The sequence below is a fragment of the Parabacteroides sp. merdae-related_45_40 genome, from assembly GCF_001915675.1.
The window spans coordinates 1-21,664 of sequence record NZ_MNQY01000130.1 but is presented as its reverse complement, the minus strand read 5'-3'; the positions used below and the strand labels follow the sequence as shown (position 1 = coordinate 21,664).

Annotated in this window: 18 protein-coding genes; 12 read left to right on the top strand and 6 right to left on the bottom strand. The window is 47.9% G+C overall.

From position 1 onward, the window contains the following. Positions 1-82 precede the first annotated feature (82 nt). Both BHV83_RS18265 and BHV83_RS18260 read left to right on the top strand, forming a co-directional pair. Positions 83-1,411, top strand: coding sequence for a sigma-54-dependent transcriptional regulator (locus BHV83_RS18265; protein ID WP_122203782.1), 1,329 nt, complete (start codon positions 83-85; stop codon positions 1,409-1,411). A gap of 220 nt (positions 1,412-1,631) precedes the next feature. Then, positions 1,632-3,362 carry a sensor histidine kinase gene (locus BHV83_RS18260; RefSeq protein WP_286757870.1) on the top strand — a complete coding sequence of 577 codons (1,731 nt, stop codon included), beginning with the start codon at positions 1,632-1,634 and terminating at the stop codon, positions 3,360-3,362. Positions 3,363-3,393: 31 nt separating this feature from the next. Here BHV83_RS18260 and BHV83_RS18255 read toward each other — a convergent pair whose 3' ends face one another. Next, on the bottom strand, positions 3,394-4,707 hold the full coding sequence (locus BHV83_RS18255) for an anaerobic C4-dicarboxylate transporter family protein (protein WP_122115876.1): 1,314 nt from the start codon (positions 4,705-4,707) through the stop codon (positions 3,394-3,396). An 87-nt stretch (positions 4,708-4,794) separates the two neighbouring features. Between BHV83_RS18255 and galB the strand changes: the two genes are divergently transcribed. Continuing rightward, complete coding sequence (galB, locus tag BHV83_RS18250; RefSeq protein ID WP_022322746.1) at positions 4,795-7,299, top strand: beta-galactosidase GalB; 2,505 nt, start codon at positions 4,795-4,797, stop codon at positions 7,297-7,299. A gap of 91 nt (positions 7,300-7,390) precedes the next feature. On the opposite strand, the gene BHV83_RS18245 is transcribed toward galB, so the two are convergent. Beyond that, on the bottom strand, positions 7,391-8,239 hold the full coding sequence (locus BHV83_RS18245; RefSeq protein ID WP_005636303.1) for a PepSY-like domain-containing protein: 849 nt from the start codon (positions 8,237-8,239) through the stop codon (positions 7,391-7,393). A 205-nt stretch (positions 8,240-8,444) separates the two neighbouring features. On the opposite strand from BHV83_RS18245, the gene BHV83_RS18240 reads away from it, so the two are divergent. From BHV83_RS18240 to BHV83_RS18215, 6 genes are all read left to right on the top strand, one after another. Continuing rightward, a complete protein-coding gene (locus BHV83_RS18240) occupies positions 8,445-9,692 on the top strand; it encodes an efflux RND transporter periplasmic adaptor subunit (protein ID WP_005651030.1) in 1,248 nt (415 codons plus the stop codon). Positions 9,693-9,710: 18 nt separating this feature from the next. Next, the gene (locus tag BHV83_RS18235) at positions 9,711-10,970 is read left to right on the top strand and encodes an ABC transporter permease (protein WP_022322749.1); all 1,260 of its coding nucleotides are present in this window, start codon (positions 9,711-9,713) and stop codon (positions 10,968-10,970) included. Between the two features lie 24 nt (positions 10,971-10,994). Beyond that, positions 10,995-12,263, top strand: coding sequence for an ABC transporter permease (locus tag BHV83_RS18230; RefSeq protein ID WP_286757869.1), 1,269 nt, complete (start codon positions 10,995-10,997; stop codon positions 12,261-12,263). 73 nt (positions 12,264-12,336) lie between these two features. Next, complete coding sequence (locus BHV83_RS18225; protein WP_005646494.1) at positions 12,337-13,599, top strand: ABC transporter permease; 1,263 nt, start codon at positions 12,337-12,339, stop codon at positions 13,597-13,599. A 10-nt stretch (positions 13,600-13,609) separates the two neighbouring features. After that, positions 13,610-14,971 (top strand): ABC transporter permease, encoded by a 1,362-nt coding sequence (locus BHV83_RS18220; RefSeq protein WP_286757868.1) that lies wholly within the window; start codon positions 13,610-13,612, stop codon positions 14,969-14,971. 103 nt (positions 14,972-15,074) lie between these two features. After that, positions 15,075-15,740, top strand: a complete 666-nt coding sequence (locus tag BHV83_RS18215; protein WP_005636316.1) for an ABC transporter ATP-binding protein — start codon at positions 15,075-15,077, stop codon at positions 15,738-15,740. A gap of 187 nt (positions 15,741-15,927) precedes the next feature. Here BHV83_RS18215 and BHV83_RS18210 read toward each other — a convergent pair whose 3' ends face one another. The 4 genes from BHV83_RS18210 to BHV83_RS18195 form a co-directional block, all read right to left on the bottom strand. Beyond that, positions 15,928-16,710 (bottom strand): DNA-binding domain-containing protein, encoded by a 783-nt coding sequence (locus tag BHV83_RS18210; protein ID WP_005636317.1) that lies wholly within the window; start codon positions 16,708-16,710, stop codon positions 15,928-15,930. A gap of 96 nt (positions 16,711-16,806) precedes the next feature. Continuing rightward, on the bottom strand, positions 16,807-17,364 hold the full coding sequence (locus BHV83_RS18205) for a phosphatase PAP2 family protein (RefSeq protein WP_005636323.1): 558 nt from the start codon (positions 17,362-17,364) through the stop codon (positions 16,807-16,809). Between the two features lie 62 nt (positions 17,365-17,426). After that, a complete protein-coding gene (locus BHV83_RS18200) occupies positions 17,427-17,597 on the bottom strand; it encodes a hypothetical protein (RefSeq protein ID WP_286757867.1) in 171 nt (56 codons plus the stop codon). 96 nt (positions 17,598-17,693) lie between these two features. Further along, a complete protein-coding gene (locus BHV83_RS18195; protein WP_005636326.1) occupies positions 17,694-18,065 on the bottom strand; it encodes a diacylglycerol kinase family protein in 372 nt (123 codons plus the stop codon). 164 nt (positions 18,066-18,229) lie between these two features. On the opposite strand from BHV83_RS18195, the gene BHV83_RS18190 reads away from it, so the two are divergent. From BHV83_RS18190 to BHV83_RS18180, 3 genes are all read left to right on the top strand, one after another. After that, positions 18,230-19,711, top strand: a complete 1,482-nt coding sequence (locus tag BHV83_RS18190) for a TolC family protein (RefSeq protein ID WP_005636328.1) — start codon at positions 18,230-18,232, stop codon at positions 19,709-19,711. Between the two features lie 78 nt (positions 19,712-19,789). Next, positions 19,790-21,163: a sigma-54-dependent transcriptional regulator gene (locus tag BHV83_RS18185; protein ID WP_022322754.1), complete on the top strand. Its 1,374-nt coding sequence runs from the start codon at positions 19,790-19,792 to the stop codon at positions 21,161-21,163. 13 nt (positions 21,164-21,176) lie between these two features. After that, on the top strand, positions 21,177-21,664 hold a 488-nt coding region (locus BHV83_RS18180), incomplete at its 3' end, for a PAS domain-containing protein (protein ID WP_286757866.1).

The window sequence follows — 21,664 nt, the reverse complement described above, 5'->3', positions numbered from 1 at the left end:
TTAAGGTAGTATGAAAGTAGGGGAAATAATGGACACCTCTGAATAATATGCTATATTTGCTTCCTCATAGCAGAATAAGAAGATGGGAAAAGTATTGATTATCGATGATGAGAAGCAAATTTTAAGCCTCCTGTCCCGTATTATCGGGCTGGAAGGTTATGAAGTGTTCCAAGCAACCAACTGCAAAGTAGGTATCAAGCAGCTCGAACAGAACGATCCCGAAGTGGTGCTCTGTGATGTTTGCCTGCCAGACGGGAGCGGTGTGGAGCTTGTCTCTGAACTGAAACGCCTGCGTCCCCTTTCGGAAGTGATCTTGCTTACGGCCCACGGTAATATCCCCGACGGAGTACAAGCTATCAAGAACGGTGCGTTTGACTATATCACCAAAGGTGACGACAACAATAAAATCCTTCCCTTGATTGCAAAGGCGATGGAAAAGGCTACCGTTGCCTACAGCCAGCAGAAGGCTGTAGGCAAACAGTATTCGTTTGCCACTGTCATCGGCCGTTCGCCTGCTATAGAGGAGGCTGTTTCTTTGGCACGCAAGGTTGCCGCCACGGATGTTCCCGTCTTGCTCACCGGAGAGACCGGGACTGGCAAAGAAGTGTTTGCACAGTCCATCCACCAGCACAGTTCCCGCAGTGATAAAGCCTTTGTCGCTATCAACTGCTCCTCTTTCAGTCGCGACCTGTTGGAAAGCGAGATGTTCGGGCATAAGGCGGGAGCTTTCACCGGTGCACTCAAAGAGACGAAAGGACTGTTTGAGGAAGCAGACAACGGCACGATCTTTCTCGACGAGATCGGTGAGATGGCGTTCGATCTTCAGGCCAAGTTACTCCGTATTCTCGAAACCGGTGAATTCCTCAAGATTGGAGACACGAAACCTGTCAAAGTGAATGTGCGTGTGATAGCCGCCACCAACCGTGACTTAGCAAAAGAAATTGCCGACGGCCATTTTCGTGAGGACTTGTTTTACAGGCTTTCTGTTTTCCATATTCACCTGCCGCCGCTCCGCGAACGGGTGGACGATATTCCTCTGCATGTCGAGGCGTTTGTTTCCGCACTGTCTTCCAAGATAGGAAAGACCATCCGCACGATCTCGCCGGACTATGTCCGTATCTTGAAACGGTATCCTTGGAAAGGGAATGTCCGTGAACTGCGCAATGTCGTGGAGCGCAGCCTCATTATCTCCGATGGAGACACCTTGACTGCAGACACCTTGCCGCTCACAATACAGAATCCTCAAAATAATACCGACAGCAGCTATTCCGGCTTCGACCTTGACGGCGTAGAGAAGATGCATATTCAAAAGGTATTGAAGTATACCAACGGCAACAAGACGGAAACCTCCCGCCTGTTAGGTATCGGCTTGACGACCCTCTACAGGAAGATCGAAGAATATGGCCTTTGATTGTGAAATAGAATTGGCGGTAGGGCGAAAAGGCGCTGGTGTGTTGAGAGTGTCGAATGCATTTTGGAATCCCCGGTTGGAAGATGCACATTTAAAGTCTGCATCGGTATGACTGCCGGTGTAGACGAGTCGTACCGGGTGCTGTCGGTTTTCCGATACAGGACATTGCTGGACAGTTTGTTGCAGTTGAATATTGACCAGATAATAATAGCATAAGCGTATGGATAAGTTCTTAAGACTGAAAATAAAAACGAAACTGACCTTCGGGATCGGCCTTTTGTTTACGATGATCGTTCTGCTGGGCGGGTTGGCTGTGCAGAATATTACGGATATGTCTTCCGACACGCAGAATATCTTGGCGGATAATTATAATTCGCTTCTTTATTCTCGCCGGATGCTGGATGCCCTCGAACGGATCAAGAACGATCCGCAGGCACGTGCGGAGTTTGAAAAGAACCTGGATTTGCAGCAGAAGAATATCACGGAGATCGACGAGAATGTGGCGACGGCGCATCTGGTCGCACAATACGAGGCGATGCACCGGGACCTGAACGATACGACTATACAGCGTGTCAGGATGGCACTCAACGATATCATGAGTCTGAATATGGCGACGATCTACCGGAAAAGCAAGGTAGCCGAGCGTACGGCGGACCAAGCATTGTTATGGATTTGCATTATCGCGGTGGCTTGTGTCCTGATTGCTTTTGCTTTCCTGATCCGCTTGCCCCGTTCCATTACGTCGCCGATCCGTAAACTGACCGACGGGATCTTGGAGATTGCCAACCACAATTACGAAAAGAGACTCGACTTGGGCGATAACCAGGAGTTTGCCGAAGTTGCCTCCTCGTTCAACCGGATGGCGGAACGCTTGACGGAATATAGGAAGAGCACGTTGGCTGACATTATCCAGGTCAAAAAATATATTGAAGCGATTGTCAACAGCATCACTGAACCGATAATCGGGCTCGATCGGGACCGTTCCATTCTTTTTGCTAATGATGAGGCGCTCACCATCCTGAATCTGAAACGTGAGAACGTGATGGGAAAGTCTGCTACCGAACTGGCGTTGAAAAACGACTTGCTGCGCCGGCTGGTACGCGAACTGATACAGCACGACAAGAAAAAGGAGCCCTTAAAGATCTATGCAGATGATAAGGAAAGCTATTTTCAGGCCAAATATATCCCGATCCATGTGATGGATGGCGATGGACGTGAGACAGAGTATGCGGGCGATGTGATCCTCCTGAAAAATATTACCGAGTTCAAAGAGTTAGACTCTGCCAAGACGACTTTTATCTCTACTATTTCCCATGAATTGAAAACCCCGATCTCTGCTATTCTTATGAGTCTCAAATTGCTGGAGGATAAACGTATAGGAGATATGAACGATGAGCAGATCGCGCTTGCCGGAAGTATTCGAGAAAGCAGCGACCGCCTGCTCGAAATTACCGGTGAATTGTTGAAAATGACACAGGTGGAGGCAGGCAAGTTGCAACTGAATCCGAAGATCACGAAGCCGATTGAACTGATCGATTATGCAATCAAGGCGAACCGTGTGCAGGCGGAGCGCTTCAATTGCCATATCGAAGTGGAGTATCCTGAAAAAATATCCAAGCTCTTTGTAGACAGTGAGAAGATCGCCTGGGTACTCACGAATCTCCTTTCCAACGCCATCCACTACACGCCGGAGAATGGCCGTATCGTTATCGGTGCGCATCAGGTGGACAAGAAAGTGGAAATATTCGTGCAGGACTTTGGGAAAGGAATTGACCCGCGTTACCATCAGAGTATCTTTGACCGTTATTTCCGCGTACCCGGCACGAAAGTACAGGGAAGCGGCCTCGGTCTTGCCATCAGTAAAGACTTTGTCGAAGCCCATGGCGGCACGATTCGTGTGGACAGCGAAGTCGGCAAGGGAAGTACTTTTGTCATAACCTTTGATGTTTGATATCGCTTGGAAGTAACAAAAGATCTCTACATTAAAACAACTGGATCATCAACAGTCCCAACGCCACCGACACTCCGGTGGCGACCAATCCCGGCATCATGAACGAATGGTTCAGGACATATTTGCCGATATGCGTCGTTCCGGTACGGTCGAAGTTGATGGCGGCGACCACGGTCGGATAGTTGGGAATGAAGAAGTAGCCATTGACTGCCGGGAAAAGGGCGATTAGCATATAAGGAGAGATTCCGAGGGCGATTCCTAACGGCAACATGGCACGGATGGTTGCTGCCTGGCTGAACAAAAGTATGGACATCACGAACAGGGCCAGACCGAAAAGCCATGGCATTTCTGTTACGATATGTTCGATTGAGCCTTTCAGTTCCGCCATGTTCCCACCGATAAAGGTATCACCCATCCAGGCGATACCGAAAATCGCGACGACCGCTTGCATACCGGCGGAGAAGACGGAACCTTGTACGGCTTTTATCCCGTCTGTCCGGGTGACGAGCAGGATAAGGGCGGCAGCCGAGAGCATCAGAATCTCGATGATATGCGCCATCTGCATTTGTCGGAGACTGCCATCGGGCAGGCTGAACCAAGGGCGCAGTTCTGTCATCGAGCCGAACAAGACGATACCGATTGTCGCTGCTATGAATATAATCACCGACAGGAGGGCTGCATGATGGTTTTCGACTCCTTTCGCCCTATATTTGTCACTTGTGAATTCCTCGTTTGCGACACGGCGCAGGTATTCGGGGTCTTCCGCCAGTTCCTTTCCGACATGTAGCGAGCAGAATGCTCCTACCAGGACACCGATCAACGTGCAGGGAACGGAGATCATCAGAATGTCCATCAATGATATATTATGTCCCGACAACATACTGAGCAATGCTACGGTTGCCGCCGAGATCGGGCTGGCCGTAATTGCCTGCTGAGACGCGATCACAGCAATCCCCAACGGCCGTTCGGGACGTATCTTTGTTTCCGTTGCCACTTCCGCTATCACGGGAAGGACCGAATAAGCCACATGTCCCGTTCCCGCAATAAATGTGAAGATATAAGTAACCAACGGGCTTAGAAGCGTAATCTTGGAGGGATTCTTGCGCAGCAATTTTTCCGCCCACTTCACCATCAGGTCCAGTCCGCCGGCTGCCTGCATGCAACTGGCAGCGGCGATGACGGCAACGATCATCAGCATTACATCGATGGGAGGGGAAGTCGGTTCCAAGCCGAATACGAAAGTGAGGATGGCCAGTCCTAAGCCACCTAATACTCCTAAACCGATACCGCCGAGACGGGCTCCGATGATAATTGCAATTAAAACGAATAGTAATTGTAACAACATGTCTTGTAAAATGCAGATTTAGTTTGTAAAGGTTGCAAATTTAATTATTTTTGTTGCGCTAAGTACTACAAAAAACAATTAATACGAATGAAAAGAATCTATTTTGCAGCTTTGGTAGGCTTGTTTGGGTGCGTGTCGGCATTGTCGGCACAAGGACGGAGTGAGCTTCTGTTGGAAAAAAACTGGAAGTTCACTCGCGAAGACAACAATGAGTTTATAAAGCCAGCTTTCGATGACAGTAAGTGGCAGTCCGTGACTGTCCCCCATGATTGGGCGATCTACGGCCCTTTCAGTTCCCTGAACGACAAACAGGAGGTCGCTATCTCGCAGGACGGCCAGAAGGAAGCGATGGAGCATGCAGGACGTACCGGCGGGTTGCCGTTTGTCGGTGTGGGTTGGTATCGCACCGAGTTCGACGTTCCGCAGTTTCAGGCAGGCAAGCGGGCAACGATCCTGTTTGACGGGGCGATGAGCCATGCCAATGTCTATATCAATGGACAAAAGGTCGGTTATTGGCCGTATGGTTACAACTCCTTCCACTTCGATATCACGAAATATCTGAAGCCGGGCGAGAAGAACACGTTGGCTGTACGTTTGGAAAACCTGCCGGAATCTTCCCGCTGGTATCCAGGTGCCGGACTTTACCGGAATGTTCACCTGATCATTACCGAAGACGCCTATATTCCGGTTTGGGGTACCTATATCACGACTCCTTCGGTAAATGAGAAGTTTGCTAAAGTGAACGTGCGCACCAAAGTGGTGCTTCCCGAAGGCGCCGATCCCGCCAAATATAGCGTGGAAACCAGCGTGTGGAATCCGAACAAGCAGAAGCTGACGGCTGTCCGCACTTCTCTTGCGCAGATGAAATATAACAACAATCAGGCAGAGCAGGAGTTTGTCATCCAAGCCCCGTCTTTATGGTCTCCTGAAATGCCGGCTTTGTATTCAGCGGAAACCCGTCTGTATGAAGGCGACAAGCTGAAGGATATTTATACAACTCCTTTCGGTATCCGCTCGATTGAGATAATCCCGGACAAAGGTTTCTTCCTAAATGGTAAGCGTACTGTCTTTAAGGGCGTTTGCAATCACCACGATCTCGGTCCGTTGGGGGCGGCCGTCAACGATGCTGCTATCCGTCGCCAGATACGGATCCTGAAAGACATGGGGTGTAATGCGATCCGTACTTCCCACAATATGCCTGCTCCTGAATTGATAAGGGCTTGTGACGAAATGGGTATGATGATCATGGCGGAGAGTTTTGACGAATGGAATGTGGCTAAATGCAAGAACGGTTATAATCTGCTCTTCGATGAATGGGCGGAGAAAGACCTTGTGAACCTGCTTCATAATTTCCGCAACAACCCGAGCGTTGTCATGTGGTGTATCGGTAACGAAGTGCCCAACCAGTGGAACGAAGGGGATTGCAAGATTGCCAAATGGTTGCAGGATATCTGCCATCGTGAAGATCCGACACGTCCGGTAACTCAGGGAATGGATGCTCCGGATGCCGTGGTTAACAATAATTTTGCAGCCGTGATGGATGTGGCCGGTTTCAACTATCGTCCTTTCAAGTACAAGATAAACTATAAGAAGTTGCCGCAGCGGATCGTTTTAGGCAGCGAAACAGCCTCGACAGTAAGTTCCCGCGGCGTTTATAAATTCCCGGTCGAACGCAAGGCGATGGCGAAATACGATGACCACCAAGCTTCCTCTTACGACGTGGAACATTGTGGCTGGTCCAATCTCCCGGAAGATGACTTTATCCAGCATGAAGATTTACCGTATTGTATCGGTGAGTTTGTGTGGACTGGCTTCGACTATTTGGGTGAACCGACTCCTTATTATACGGATTGGCCAAGTCATAGTTCCCTGTTCGGCATCATTGACCTTGCGGGTATTCCGAAGGATCGTTTCTATCTGTATCGTAGCCATTGGAACAAAACGGCACGTACGTTGCATATCCTGCCTCATTGGACCTGGCCGGGACGTGAAGGGGAGGTGACGCCTGTATTTGTGTACACGAATTACCCTTCTGCCGAGCTGTTTATCAACGGTAAGAGTCAAGGAAAACGTACGAAAGATCTGAGTGTTGAATTGGACAGCAGCTATACGGAGGCCGCCCAAAAGAGCTTCGAGCGCCAGAAACGTTACCGCCTGATGTGGATGGATACGAAATACGAGCCGGGAACCTTGAAAGTGGTTGCTTATGACAAGGATGGCAATGCTGTTGCCGAAGAGGAAGTTCATACAGCCGGCAAGCCTCATCATATCGAACTGACTGCTGACCGCGACCGCCTGAAAGCCGATGGCAAGGATCTCTCTTTTATCAATGTCCGTGTTGTCGACAAGAACGGTAACCTTTGTCCCGACGCCACCCACAAGGTGAAGTTCAACGTCCGCGGTTCCGGTTCTTATCGTGCGGCCGCCAACGGTGATCCTTCGTCACTCGAATCTTTCCAAGCTCCGCAGATGTCCCTTTTCAAAGGACAGCTGACGGCAGTCGTACAGACAGAAGAAACACCGGGTGTCATTGTCTTCGAAGCCTCTGCTCCGGGTGTGAAAAGTGCAAAAATAGAACTGATCAGCGAATAAGTCGAATTTCGTGATCATCCCGATAAAAGCGAATAGGCATCGGATTGGAAACGGGCAGGTATCCGTTATGAATCCGATGCCTATCTGTTTTTTATTTGTTGGTAACGATATTTCCAAACACATCGAACTCGACCGTTACGGCCTGCCCGTTGTGGATGACATTGAATTTGTGGAATGCACCGTTGGCATCGGTAAACATGTAAATGGATTCCACTTGGTCATTTCCGTATTCGGAAGCCTTGAATGCATCCATGATAACTGTCGGGACTTCCTGCTCTGAAACTTTCCAGGTCGTACTTTTCCATGTATATATCTGGGTTAATTCGACAATCTTTAAAGTCTTCCCGTCGAGGATTGCCAACTGTACACCGAAAGTCGTGTTTTCTATATCCAGCAACTCTGCTCCCTGGAAGGTCAGTTCCATCAGGTCGGCCACTTTTTCGGGGACGGAGATAGGTCGGTCAACATCATCTTTAGCATTATCGACCGCTTTGATCAGGTCGCCGTATAAAGTGTAATACAGGTCGGTCTCCTGTTCTGCCTTTTCTACTTCTACTTTATATACGGTTCCCATTCCGGCTCTGCCGATGGTATCGGCTTCCTCGATCTTCCAACCGGCATATTTGCCTTGTTTGATATCGTTCGAGATAGCCGTAGGCAACTGGTTAAGCGGCAAGTCCGTCTTAATCATGGCCCATACTCCGAGATGGTCGAACCAGGCGGTGTTATCGAGCGAGTTGTTTTCAAAGTCAATTACATAATAATCGTCATTGACTGTCCATTCTGTGTCGCGGGCATCCGGATATTTGGCATTGAAAGCGTCCAGGATGGTTTTAGGAGGTTCGATGCCGCCCGGTATGTTTTCGTCGTCTTTGCTACAGCCGGCAAAGAGCAGGGCGAACCCCACGAAGATCGTAAAGACTGAAATTTTAGTGTTCATAATTTATCGTTTTAATTTGTTACGAATAAACAACAACCGGGATGGAAAAGTTTTCTCAAAACCGAACACACTGTCCGATATTGAACACTTGTTTTGAAGTGTATTCCCATATAATCAATGATTTATGTTTTTGGCACGGAGTTTGTCCTGTGAAAGCCGTCAAGGTAGAAATGCCGGGAAAAGAAGAATTAAAGCAATATTAAATATGGACAGAGAGATTTCAAAAGAAGTACAGAGAAAGGAGCAACGTAAACAGTTTATCAGGATAGGGACAGCTGTCGGCGGTTTTATCGTCCTGATCGTAGTCGTGATCTCCATGCTTCAGACCAGCCTTAAACGGAAAGACCTCAATATTTCGACAGTCGATAAGGGAGTGATAGAAGTTTCGGTCAGTGCGTCTGGCAAAGTGATCCCCGCGTTTGAGGAAATCATCAATTCACCGATCAACTCTCGTATTGTGGAGGTGTATAAGCGAGGCGGGGATTCGGTCGATGTCGGCACGCCTATCCTGAAACTGGATTTGCAGAGCGCCGAGACGGAATATAACAAGCAGTTGGACGAGGAACAGATGAAGAGCCTGCAACTGGAACAGCAACGCGTGACGAACCACAACAAACTTTCGGAAATGGAAATGAACCTGAAAGTCTCCCGCATGGAGCTGGATCGTAAAGCGGTCGAACTCCGTAACGAACGCTATTTAGACAGCTTGGGAGCCGGTACGACCGATAAAGTCCGCCAGGTGGAACTTGATTATAATGTGAGTATCCTCAAACTGAAGGAAGACGAGCAGAAATATAAGAACGAACAGGCGCTGGCCGAAGCGGATCTGAAAGTAAAAGAGCTGGAACTGAATATCTTCCGTAAAAGCCTTGCCGAAACTCGGCGTACGTTGGAAGATGCCCAAATCCGTTCACCTCGTAAGGCGATCCTGACCTATGTGAACAACGAGATCGGCTCGCAGATAGGCCAGGGAGCGAAGGTGGCAATCGTTTCCGACTTGTCTCATTTCAAGATCGAAGGTGAGATTGCCGATACCTACGGAGACCGTATTGCTGCCGGCAGTAAAGCGGTTATCAAGATCGGCAGTGAAAAACTGGACGGGACGGTCAGCGATGTTACTCCTTTGTCGAAGAACGGCGTGATCTCTTTCACGGTCCAATTGGAGGAAGACAATCATAAGCGTCTTCGTTCCGGTTTGAAGACCGATGTCTATGTGATGAATGCTGTGAAAGACGATGTGCTCCGCATTGCCAACTCTTCTTATTATGTGGGAAAAGGAGAATACGAACTCTTTGTCGTAAACGGAAACCAGTTGTTGAAACGCAAAGTGCAGTTGGGAGACAGTAATTTCGAATATGTAGAAGTGGTTAGTGGCCTGCAGGAAGGTGACCAGGTCATTGTCTCGGACATGAACGCTTATAAAGACAAGAACAAATTGAAAATAGAAGATTAACGTGTAATAGTAAGTTTTATGATCAAGCAATATATCAAGCAATCCATTCAGATGCTGAAGGAGAATCGTCTTGTCAGTGTCATTTCCATAGCGGGTACAGCCATCTCCATTGCTATGATTATGGTGGTAGTCCTGGTGTTCCAGATACAGTTCGCCAATTTTTATCCGGAGAACAACCGCGACCGGATGATGTATGTGGATAGTGGGACGGAAGTGAAGACCAGTAATGGATGGAACCGGGGAAACATGTCTCCTGAAGCAGTGAAGGAATGTTTCTATTCATTGGAGATACCGGAAGCGGTTTCTGGTTATGCCATGCAGTTGAAGCCTTTATCCATACCAGGGAAACGGATGTATAAAGGATATCAGATCAAATATACGGACACCGGTTTCTGGAAAGTCTTTTCTTTCCGTTTTCTGACCGGTAAACCATTTACGCAAGCGGATTTTGATTCGGGGATTACACAAGCAGTCGTGTCCGAGAGTGTGGCCCGGAAATTATACGGAACGACAGACGTTGTAGGAAAAACTGTGATAATCGATTTGACAGCCTATACGGTTTGCGGTGTGGTGAAAGACGTCAGCCGTGCCGCCGATACGGCTTTCGGTGACGTGTGGGTCCCCTATACGACCGACCGTATCCTGATGACGAATACCAGTTCCGAAAATATGGCCGGCTGGTTTTCTATCTGCCTGTTGGCAAAGGACAGCCGTGATTTCGAAGCGATCCGGCATGAATTGTTGAAGCAGATAGAACGTTATAACGGGATGAAGCAGGATGCGAAGATTAATTTCTTCGAGAATCCTATTACACGTTTTGACATAGCGATCGGTTCGATCGGGCAACGTAAGGTGGATGTGAAAGATTATCTTTTGGAAACCGGTAGCCTTTTGTTGTTTCTGCTGCTTGTGCCTGCTTTGAACCTGTTGGGTGTAACACAGTCTGCCGTGCAAAAACGACGTGCGGAGATGGGAGTGCGTAAAGCATTTGGAGCGACTTACGGCGTGTTGGTTCGCCAGATATTGTACGAGAACAGTGTGATTACGTTGATCGGCGGTCTGGTTGGTCTGCTCCTTTCCCTGTTGCTTTTGCCTGTTTGCAAAGATTTTTTGCTACAAAGCCGTGATACGGCTTTAAGCGGGGATATGATTTTCCAGCCGGCTGTGTTTTTATTGGCTTTGTTTTTCAGCTTACTGCTGAATCTGCTTTCGGCAGGCATACCGGCGATGCGCATTGCCCGTCAGAAAATTGTCATATCCCTGAAAGACGGAGAATAGTTTAACTTATAAATTAAGAAGACGATGATCAAGCACATATTGAAAATAATCTGGCATCAACGGCGGAATAACGGTTGGATATTTGTGGAACTATTATTGGTTTTTGCCGTGTTATGTATTATGATGGATTCTTTGTTAGTGAATCTGTATACCTATTACAAGCCGTTGGGTTTCGATATAACGAATGTTTATAAGGTGAATATCGGCAAGATGAGCCCTGAAATACCGGGATATGTCCCGGATTCGTTGCTTACGACTACCGATGGAGAAGATCTGGTCCGTTTGGTTGACAACATCCGTCGGGCTCCGCAGGTGGATGAAATATGTTTGGCGATGAATTCTTGTCCGTATACCTGGTCGAACAGTTGGTCCCAGTTGGTACGGGCGGATGCTGATACAAGCGTAAAGGCCAATTATTACCAGATGTTTAATGTGACTGTTTCTTATTTCGATGTCTTGCGGATTAGTGACAGGGAGGGCCGTCCGATACGTCCGATCGTGGAGGAAAGTACAGGCGATATTGTCATATCGGGGGATATGGAGACTGATTTCTTCCAAGGGCAGTCCGGCAAAGGTAAGCAGGTGAAATGGGGTTCCAAGAGTACGACTTTCGAAACGGTTGCTGCCGTTACCTCTCCCATCCGTCAGAACGAATATGTGAAAAGCAAACCTTGCTTCTATTATTTGATGAGGACCGACGAAGATATTGCCAAATCAGCTTCCGATGCAAAGCCTCAAAATATGGACTGTCTGGTCCGCATGAGAAACGGGTTTCGTATGGAAGATATGGATAGTTTCCTGGAGAAAATGGGTGAACGGCTGTCAGTGAATAACCTGTATGTATCGAGTGTCATCCCGTTGGAGGAACAACGTCCGGTTATACTGAAAAGCAGTATAGACAATCTGAAGAAGAAAATAGCTCTTGTCGGTTTTATGCTGGTGAATGTCTTTTTCGGTATTGTCGGCACATTTTGGCTCCGTACGCAGTATCGCCGTGGCGAAATGGGACTTCGTTCGGCTCTTGGTGCTTCCCGTGGCACATTGAAATGTTTTTTGAACGTAGAAGGTCTTTTCTTGCTGATCTTTACGATTCCGGTGGTTTTGGTGTTTATATTCAATATGCTCTATTTCGATTTGCCGGACACAGACCGATTGGCTTACACCTGGTGGCGTTTTCTTGTCACTTTCGGAAGCAGTTGTCTGTTGCTAGCCGGTATGATCTGGCTTGGTATTTGGTTCCCGGCACGCAGGATTGCAAAGATGAATCCGGCAGAGGCTTTGCATTATGAATGAAAAGATTTATGGGATGTTCATCATTGGCCATAAGCAAGAAATCATAAATTATAAATCGTAAATATCTTTTCTCATGTTCAGACAGTATTTTAAACAAGCTATCCAGATGTTGAAGGAGAATCGCCTTACCAGTGTGATCTCGATTCTTGGAACGGCACTTTCGATTGCGATGATACTGGTGGTGATTCTCCAGTTCCAAATCAAGCTGGTCGGTTTTCGACCGGAGTCGAACCGGGACAGGATGCTTTATATCATGGGGATACGGGCAGATTCACGGGATAGTGAAACCCGGAATTCGACCGCCATGTCCGATGGTGTCGTGAAGGAATGTCTTTATCCGCTTCAAACCCCCGAAGCGGTGACGGCGATAGCGAGTGGCAAGGTGATCGTCTCGCTGTCGGACCGCCAGCTGTTCGAGGAGTATGTGATAAAGTATACCGATCCCGGTTTCTGGAAGGTCTTTGATTTCCGCTTCATTTCCGGCAAACCGTTTACGGAGGCGGATTTCATTTCCGGCTTGCCTCGTGTGGTCATTACGAATACGTTGGCCCGTAAGCTTTTCGGATCGGAAGACCCGATCGGAAAAGAGGTGTTGATGGGCTATGTGCCGTATGCCGTTACGGGAGTGGTGGAAGCTCCGACGCGGGCAGCCAACAGTGCTTATGCGGATGTTTGGGTTCCCTATACCAGCAATACGAATTATGTGAACGGTAGGTCGTGCGGTGGTGTCTGCGGTAGTTTCCAAGGGGTTATCCTAGCTTGTTCGGCAAGTGATTTCGAGGCGATCCGTGCGGAAATCAAACAAGCGGTCAGCCGTTATAATGCTGCCGGCCGTGAGTTTGTCTTAGGAATGAACTTCGTGTTTTCCCGCTTGGACGTAGCGTTGGGATCGAATGATATGGACGGAGGTATCCGGAGGGGATGGAAAGAATATCTGACGCAAACGGCTCCTTTGTTGTTGTTCCTGTTGTTGGTGCCGACATTGAACCTGACAGGTGTCGTCCAATCGTCCGTTCAAAAACGCCGCTCCGAGGTGGGGCTTCGTAAAGCGTTCGGGGCAACGAAAGGACGTCTGTTGACGCAGGTCTTATGCGAGAATCTGATTATCACTCTGATCGGGGGCTTGATCGGAATCGTCCTGTCTGTTATCTTGCTCCAACTCGGCAAGTCGTTCCTTTTGACAAAGGATACAGTGGTTACTTTCGAGATGCTTTTCAAGCCTGTCCTGTTTGCCGCCGCCCTTTTCTTCACTCTGCTGTTGAATCTGCTGAGCGCCGGCCTTCCGGCAATCCGGATCTCCCGTGAACAAATTGTGGAAGCATTGAACAATAAATAAATCCAATACAATGATCAGACATATTTTAAAGATAATGTGGAACCAGCGCCGCAGCAACGGCTGGATATTTGCAGAGTTGGCGGTGGTGGCTGCAGTGCTCTGGATGATGATAGATACGTTCTGGGTGGATTACCGGACATATCATGCTCCTTTAGGCTTCGATATCGGAAACGTATGGCGTTTTAAGTTAAGCGATTTGGATGCAAAGGCGCCGGGCTACATGCCTGATTCTCTCTATCATTCGTCCGATCCGGAAGATTTGACGCGGTTGATGACTCAGATCCGTCAGAACCCGGAAGTGGAGGATGTTTGTGTCACTTTCTATTCTTGTCCCTATTCGAACGGCAATTCCTGGAGGGAAGTCAAGCCGGTGGATGGCGACACGATCTATGCGGCCCATATGGAGTCGTTCCAAATGCGCAATGTCACACCGGAATATTTCCGCCTTTTCCGTATCCGGACGGTCGACGGGGAACCGGTCTACGACAAGGTTGCCGGACGGCATAACGTGATTGTGATCACACCGGAAATGGCGGAAGGTTTCTATCACGGTGCCCCGAATATTGTCGGTCGTCGCGTGTATCATGGCGGTCATGATCTGTCATCCGAGATCGCTGCGGTTTCCACTTCCATCCGCACGAACGAATACGAACGTCCGGAAGCCTCTTATTTCCAGTGCTTGGAAGGTGAAACTTACAATTCAACTGTCAGTAGCTTCGGTGCCAGCAGCGCAGAGTTCTGTGTTCGGATGAAACGTCCTTATACGCAGAACGAGATGAACCTGTTCCTGGACGGAATGGGAGAGAGGCTGAAGGTCAACAATCTTTATGTCTACGGCATTACCCCGATCTCCTCTTTCCGTGAACAGCAATTGAGTCAGAAAGAACGGGAGGCGAATAACAAAATCTCCTTGATGGTCTTTATGTTGGTAAATGTCTTCTTTGGTATCATCGGCACTTTCTGGCTTCGTATGCAGAACCGCAAAGGAGAGATCGGGCTCCGGATGGCTTTGGGGGCTCACCGTATCACGTTGGAACGCTATATGTATACCGAGGGACTTTGTTTGCTTGCCTTTACATTGCCCTTGATCATCTTTGCCTTTAATATGGTTTATATGGACCAGCTCGATTCTTACCGCCAACCGCTTACATTTATGCGTTTTCTCATGACTTTCGGTTTTATCATCTTTGCCTTTAATATGGTTTATATGGACCAGCTCGATTCTTACCGCCAACCGCTTACATTTATGCGTTTTCTCATGACTTTCGGTTTTACCTATCTTCTGATGGGGGTCATGATCTGTATAGGTATCTGGTTCCCGGTACGCAAGGCGGTACGGTTGGCTCCGGCGGAGGCGTTGCATTATGAGTGATTTACTCCTTTTGATACGCAATTTGCCGATTGGAAGCATATACGAAAGAATATAATAACAACGGGCAGTCTCTTAACCCTGTCCACAACAAACAATAACGATTATGATAACACTTACAAATCTTGAGAAGATCTACCGGACGAAAGAAATCGAGACGGTTGCCCTGGAGAACGTGAACCTGACGGTCAATAAGGGAGAATTCCTGAGTATCATGGGGCCTTCCGGTTGTGGTAAATCTACGTTGCTGAACATCATCGGGCTACTGGACGCTCCGACTTCCGGCACGGTCGAGATTGCCGGAATCAACACGATCAATATGAATGACAAGCAACTGGCTGAATTCCGTAACCAGAAGTTAGGTTTCGTCTTCCAGTCTTTCCATCTGATCAATTCGCTGAACGTACTCGATAATGTCGAACTGCCCCTTCTTTACCGTAAGGTCAGCGCCAAGGAACGCCGTGAAGCCGCCGTCGCCGTGCTCGAAAAGGTCGGCCTCTCGCACCGCATGCGCCACTTCCCGACGCAGCTCTCCGGCGGCCAGTGTCAGCGTGTCGCCATCGCCCGTGCCATCGTCGGCAACCCCGACATCATCCTTGCCGACGAGCCGACCGGTAACCTGGACTCCAAGATGGGAGCCGAAGTCATGGAATTGCTCCACAAATTGAACAAGGAAGACGGACGCACCATCGTCATGGTCACCCATAACGAAGAGCAGGCGCGCCAGACCTCACGCACCGTGCGCTTCTTCGATGGGCGGCAGGTGATGTAAAGAGCGCAAAGCGTTGCGCAGCTCTCTGAACACAGATATCTTGCAGGCTCGATGGTTACCTGCATCCGACATGCCTCATTGCTATGAGGTGATAAACCTCAAACCTGTGAGGTGTGTAGCCTCAAACCTATGAGGTAATAAGCCTCATAACTATGAGGCATACTCAATGCAGGTAACCATCGAGGTGTCACACAACGGTAAAGGTGAGATAGCCGTAACGTTCCTTCTTATATAAATGATAAGTAGGAGTGTACTGGCTACCAATGATCGCTTCCCATTCACCGGGCGTAAAATCGATGTCGGTGGGGAAGCAAAGGCGGTTCACCGAGTTGACGGACATCTTGCTGGAGGGATAGAAATATTCTTCATCGGTAGCGACGCACCGGAGCCTGACGCCGACGCCGGGCAGGCCGCCCATCAGCGTCAGGCGGCTGCCGTAGATCGAGATGAACGGATGGCGTCCGGCAGGAAGCTGATTGTAAGGTTCGGTGCTGTCAGCAGTGCGAGGTTCGATCTTGAGGCTGACATAGGCCGGACGCGGAGCATTGGCGAACGTTTCCTGTGTGATGTTTTCGACCGGGATGCGTGCCGTGCGCTGCTTCAGTTGAGGCGAAGGACGGAGACAAGGCGTGAGGGTATGTTTCTTGCGGTTGAACTTCTCGCCCAGGCTTTCGAAGCTACCGCTTGCAGTGATCTCCGTACGGCCGAAACCGAAGTCGACGTTAAAGCCTTCTTCGATGGCCTCATAGATTTCGTTTTTGATTATATTGAAAGCCGTGACAAGGGTTTCTTTACCGTATACGTTTCTTTTCTTGACAATACGTTCGGCGATCGTTTCAATGCCGATCGTACTGCGGAAGATGACACTGGCTTTATAGCCTTTGTAGCCAGGCAGATTACTTTTGCTGACGCGGATATACGACTTGGGAGGCTTGATGCCTAATGCTGATTCAGGTAATTCTTTATCCATAATCGTTTGGATTTCAAAAGCTCAAGGCTTAATATGGCTCACTGTTTGTATGAAAAAGCCCGGCTTTATGATCTCTGTGAAGCCGGGCTTAATTTTCTAAAATGTCATGGAAGCATATATGCCGAAGTGTTTATCACTCGCAACAGGGCTGATAGACAGGTTATGCTTCGTGGCAAACGGACGGGTAAAAATGTAAGCGCTTCCGGCTCCGAGAGCGGCTCCCGCCACAACGTCCCACCAGTCGTGCTTTTTGGCATACGTCCGGCTCCATCCGACATACGAGGCAATCGCATAGGCCGGAATTCCCCATTTCCAGCCATAACGCCGTTGGATGAATGCAGCTCCCGTAAATGAAACTGAGGTGTGCATGGAAGGAAACGAATGTTTGTCGCTACCGTCCGGTCGCTCTTTCTTGATCAGATATTTCAGGGCGTATGTCATACCTATAGTAGAAACTCCTGCCAAAGCGCCTTGCTTCAATCCTTTCCAATCCTGCAACACCAATACGGTGGTCAAACTCGCTACAGGCGTTACAAACGCCAACACGTCACCTGACGTACGGACAGCCTTGCGGCTTCCGCTTATCTCAACCTCCTGCGCCTTTCCCGATAAACAAACGAATAATATGAAAATCAGGGTAAGAATTCGTTTCATTTATAGATATGTCTTATTTGCGTTTATTTGCTTTTTTCAAGAATAAGGCGGCTGATACGTGCCTATACTTGCATTAGTGTTACAACGTCGATATTTTCAAAGTCAATGTCAATGAGTTTGATTTTGTCTTTTTTAGACATTCTGTGTGGAGAATGTCCCATTTCCTTTACTAAATCATCAATCATTTCTTTAATTTTTTCCGCTCTTTTCGGATAATTTACTGTGCGTGCCATAATCTCCTGTTTTAATGTTTAATTAATAATGGCACAAATATAGGAAAAGAGAATTGTAAAACAATGAAATAAAGGACTATTCTTTTAAATAGTCATTCAGAATCCCAGTTTAGGGAAAAAAATAATCGATCCGACTATGGCGGCTGCTATTGCCATAATTAAGACGGCTCCTGCCGCGAGGTCTTTCGTTTTTTTTATTATTTCGTTGTATTCGGGTGAGACTAAATCTGCCAATGATTCGATGGATGAATTGATTGCTTCTGCCGATAATACGGCTCCGATTACGATCACGACCGCTATCCATTCTGTCTGGGATAAACCGAAGAAAAAGCCGGCAATAACCACACAAATAGCCGCAAAACAATGTATCCACGCATTGTGCTCTTTTTGTATCAATAAACGGATGCCGTTAAAAGCATACCGGAAACTGGCTAGTCGTTTACGGAAAGTGAAGCCGCTGTTTTTCATATTATTTATTGTTTTGAGAGAACGGGACAAAGATACTAATAATACTTCGAAAACGGACACTATGTTCATTTTCGGACACTGTTGTTTGGAACATGTTGCAGATAATCAGTTATATATCTTTTTGGCATAGCTTTTGCCAATGGTGGGTCAAAACATTTATTACGATGAAAAAGATCTATATAGCCATCATTTCTCTCCTGTTATCGGATGTCGGATTGCAGGCACAGGAACAAGATACTGTCAGGCTGACCCTCAAAGAAGCGATTAACTTGGCGCAAATGCAATCGGTGGATGCTGCAGTTGCCTTAAACGAGTTGAAAACTGCCTATTGGGAATACCGTACACATGTTGCCGACCAGTTACCGGAGATAAACTTCAAAGGGACGCTTCCAGCTTATAGTAAACAGTATACCAAATACCAGCAGTCCGATGGTTCGTACACTTTTGTCCAAAATAATTCGCTCGGCTTGAACGGAGAGATTTCGATTGATCAGAATATAGCTTTGACAGGTGGTAAGATATCGTTGAACTCTTCTCTCGATTTCAACCGGCAGTTGGGGAAAGGGGCTTTCAACGAATATATGAGCGTGCCTATCGGGTTGACGCTTACGCAACCGATTTTCGGTGTGAACGATCAGAAATGGAAAAGGCGTATCGAGCCTGTACGCTATCAGGAAGCGAAAGCCGCTTATATCGAGAGTGTGGAAGGGGTGACGATCAACACGATCGGTTATTTTTTCAATTTGTTGCTGGCGAATGAGAACTTGCATATTGCCAGGCAGAACCTTGAAAATGCCGATAAATTGTACGAGATAGCTGTTGCCAAGCGTAAGATCGGTCATATCTCCGAGAGTGAACTGATGCAGCTGAAGTTGTCTGCCTTGCAGATGAAAGGGAAGTTGACTGAGGCGCAGTCCGGTCTCAATGCCAATATGTTTCAGCTCCGTGCTTTTTTGGGGTTGAGCGAACAGGAAGTGATCGAGCCGATCCTGCCGGAGTCCGCTCCTTCTCTACGGATGATTTATGAGGTTGTGTTACAGAAAGCACAGGAAAACAATTCGTTCGCCAAGAATATTCGTCGTCGTCAGCTGGAAGCCGATTACGAGGTCGCGGCTGCCAAAGGAAACCGCCGCAGTATCAACCTTTTTGCCACGATCGGTTATACCGGAAAAGACCATACGTTCGATGCTGCCTATCACCGGTTAAAAGGAAACCAGGTGGTGGAAGTCGGCATGACGATCCCGATTCTCGACTGGGGTAAGCGCCGGGGCAAAGTGAAGGTTGCCGAATCTAACCGCGATGTGACATTGTCCAAGATTCGCCAGGAGGAAATCAGTTTCAATCAGGATATTTTCCTGTTGGTGGAAAACTTTAATAACCAGGCTGCCCAATTGGAGATCGCTCAGGAAGCTGATGTGATTGCCGAGAAGCGCTACAAGACTTCTATCGAGACATTCATGATCGGAAAGATCAATATTCTGGACCTGAACGATGCGCAACAATCGAAGGATGAGGCTAAACAGAAGCATATCCAGGAATTGTACGACTATTGGAACTACTATTACAATATACGCAGTGTCACTCTTTATGATTTCATTAATGACCAGACTCTTGATGCGGAATTTGAGAAGATCGTGAGGCGATGATTGATTTAATTCTATAAATTTGCAAATCATAAATTTGAAATCATAAATTTGAAATCATAAATTTGAAATCATAAATCAATGATCTTGATAATAGACGATGATGCTGCCGTTCGTTCTTCGCTAACTTTCTTGTTGAAACGAGCCGGGTTCGAACTGGAAGCTGTTCCGGGGCCGGAAGAGGCGTTGGTTGTCGTACGCCAGACGACGTTGCAGCTTATCCTGATGGATATGAACTTTACACTGACTACGACCGGTGAAGAGGGTATACAACTACTGAAGCAGGTGAAGGTATTCCAGCCCGATGTCCCGGTTATTCTGATGACGGCATGGGGATCTATTTCGCTTGCCGTACAGGGAATGCAAGCAGGAGCTTTCGATTTTGTGACTAAACCTTGGAATAATCTCGTACTGCTGAAATCTATCCGTACGGCGATCGAACTAAGTGAACAGAAGAAGGAGCAGAAAATGCCATTGAACCGCCTGGATGCCGATAATAAATTTCATTTTGACAAGATCATAGGCCAGAGCGCTCCGTTGATGGATGTGCTGGGGACGGTTTCCCGGATTGCTCCGACCAACGCTTCAGTTCTGATAACCGGAGAGAGTGGAACAGGCAAAGAACTGATTGCCGAGGCGATTCATACGAACAGTTCACGTGCGAAGGAGCCGTTCGTAAAGGTCAACCTTGGCGGACTTTCGCAAAGCCTTTTCGAGAGTGAGATGTTCGGGCATAAGAAAGGAGCGTTTACCGATGCTTATATCGATCGTACCGGACGTTTCGAGATGGCAAATAAAGGGACGATCTTTCTCGATGAAATCGGCGATCTCGAACTGTCTTGTCAGGTGAAGTTGTTACGTGTTCTGCAAGACCAGACGTTCGAGGTTTTGGGCGATAGCCGTCCTCGCAAAGTCGATATCCGTGTGGTTAGCGCGACAAACCGTAACCTGCGTGAAATGGTGGTAGAGCGCATGTTTCGGGAAGATTTGTTTTATCGCATCAACTTGATAACCGTCCACCTACCTGCGCTTCGTGAGCGTAAAGACGATATTCCTCTGTTGGTACGCTATTTTGCCGACAAACAATCGGAGATAAACGGCTTGCCTACCGTCCGCTTTTCGTCGGAAGCCTTGACCTTCCTGCAAAAGCTGCCTTATCCTGGTAATATCCGTGAGTTGAAGAATTTGGTGGAACGGACGATATTGGTATCAGGCAAGGCTGTTTTGGAAGCCTCTGACTTCGAGAGCCAGTGCTTCCATACGATGCTGTCGGCAAAGGCTGAGGCTGCTTCTTCGCTTGAAGGCCTGACGTTGGACGAGTTGGAAAAGCAAACGATTCTCCAGGCACTGAAGACACATGCCGGTAATCTTTCACACGTTGCTACGGCGCTCGGCATCAGTCGGGCAGCCCTGTACCGTCGTCTAGAGAAATATGATATACCTGTAGACAAGTAAATCGTCCCGGCTGATGAGAATAAAAGGACTGTTTTGGATATTGACTGCATTGCTGTTGTCTGTATTGGCAATCATTACCTATCATGCTTTCTATACGGAATCGGTTTCCCTGTTCTTCTTGGTGGAAGGACTCGTACTTCTGACGGTTCTCTATTTGTCTGTGTTCTATCGCCGTATCATCAAGCCGCTTCATATCATTGGGAACGGTATGGAGCTGTTGAAGGAACAGGATTTCAGTTCCCGTCTGAGCCGTGTGGGACAGAAGGAGGCAGATCGTATTGTCGATATATTCAACAAGATGATGGAACAGTTGAAGAACGAACGACTGCATTTAAGGGAACAGAATCATTTTCTGGATCTGCTGATCAATGCTTCACCGATGGGAGTGATTATGTTGAATCTCGATAAGGAAGTCCTTTCGGTTAATCCGGCGGCTCGTAAGATGTTGGGGATCTCTTCCTTGCCGGATATTGTGGGTAAGCGTCTGTCGGAATTGGATTC

Bases quoted from the DNA above. Each gene is read 5' to 3' on its own strand.
- BHV83_RS18230 (WP_286757869.1), top strand. From the start codon at position 10,995: ATGATCAAGCACATATTGAAAATAATCTGGCATCAACGGCGGAATAAC.
- BHV83_RS18240 (WP_005651030.1), top strand. From the start codon at position 8,445: ATGGACAGAGAGATTTCAAAAGAAGTACAGAGAAAGGAGCAACGTAAA.
- BHV83_RS18210 (WP_005636317.1), bottom strand. From the start codon at position 16,710: ATGGATAAAGAATTACCTGAATCAGCATTAGGCATCAAGCCTCCCAAG.
- BHV83_RS18255 (WP_122115876.1), bottom strand. From the start codon at position 4,707: ATGTTGTTACAATTACTATTCGTTTTAATTGCAATTATCATCGGAGCC.
- BHV83_RS18220 (WP_286757868.1), top strand. From the start codon at position 13,610: ATGATCAGACATATTTTAAAGATAATGTGGAACCAGCGCCGCAGCAAC.
- BHV83_RS18245 (WP_005636303.1), bottom strand. From the start codon at position 8,239: ATGAACACTAAAATTTCAGTCTTTACGATCTTCGTGGGGTTCGCCCTG.
- BHV83_RS18235 (WP_022322749.1), top strand. From the start codon at position 9,711: ATGATCAAGCAATATATCAAGCAATCCATTCAGATGCTGAAGGAGAAT.
- BHV83_RS18225 (WP_005646494.1), top strand. From the start codon at position 12,337: ATGTTCAGACAGTATTTTAAACAAGCTATCCAGATGTTGAAGGAGAAT.
- BHV83_RS18265 (WP_122203782.1), top strand. From the start codon at position 83: ATGGGAAAAGTATTGATTATCGATGATGAGAAGCAAATTTTAAGCCTC.
- BHV83_RS18195 (WP_005636326.1), bottom strand. From the start codon at position 18,065: ATGAAAAACAGCGGCTTCACTTTCCGTAAACGACTAGCCAGTTTCCGG.
- BHV83_RS18215 (WP_005636316.1), top strand. From the start codon at position 15,075: ATGATAACACTTACAAATCTTGAGAAGATCTACCGGACGAAAGAAATC.
- galB (WP_022322746.1), top strand. From the start codon at position 4,795: ATGAAAAGAATCTATTTTGCAGCTTTGGTAGGCTTGTTTGGGTGCGTG.
- BHV83_RS18185 (WP_022322754.1), top strand. From the start codon at position 19,790: ATGATCTTGATAATAGACGATGATGCTGCCGTTCGTTCTTCGCTAACT.
- BHV83_RS18260 (WP_286757870.1), top strand. From the start codon at position 1,632: ATGGATAAGTTCTTAAGACTGAAAATAAAAACGAAACTGACCTTCGGG.
- BHV83_RS18200 (WP_286757867.1), bottom strand. From the start codon at position 17,597: ATGGCACGCACAGTAAATTATCCGAAAAGAGCGGAAAAAATTAAAGAA.
- BHV83_RS18205 (WP_005636323.1), bottom strand. From the start codon at position 17,364: ATGAAACGAATTCTTACCCTGATTTTCATATTATTCGTTTGTTTATCG.
- BHV83_RS18190 (WP_005636328.1), top strand. From the start codon at position 18,230: ATGAAAAAGATCTATATAGCCATCATTTCTCTCCTGTTATCGGATGTC.